Source organism: Brevibacillus sp. SIMBA_040 (assembly GCF_046535075.1).
GTDB lineage: Bacteria > Bacillota > Bacilli > Brevibacillales > Brevibacillaceae > Brevibacillus.
Map to the genome: position 1 here is coordinate 1 of NZ_JAWRXI010000354.1, position 245 is coordinate 245.

Sequence of the window (245 nt, forward strand, 5' to 3'; positions counted from 1 at the left end):
GGTTTGTAAAACGCCAGTATTGTCGATTCCTACTTTGAAACAAGAACCATTAGGCGAAGTCATGATAACACCACTACCAATACTATTTAAGTAGATGTCTCCTCCTGTAACATTAAGTTTAGCATTAGGAAGCGTAAGTGTTGCTGTATTAAAACTGCTATATCCGATATATACATTTCTATTTGTACCTCCAATTATCATTGCTTCCTGAGCTGTACTATTCATATTAGTTGGGTGTCCTCCTG

Annotated in this window: 1 protein-coding gene; it reads right to left on the reverse strand. The window is 36.7% G+C overall.

Going from position 1 to position 245, the window contains the following annotated elements; translation table 11 throughout:
* A partial coding sequence (locus SB752_RS33095) for a hypothetical protein (protein WP_410719611.1) occupies nt 1-225 on the reverse strand: 225 nt, incomplete at its 3' end.
* Nucleotides 226-245: the final 20 nt, after the last annotated feature.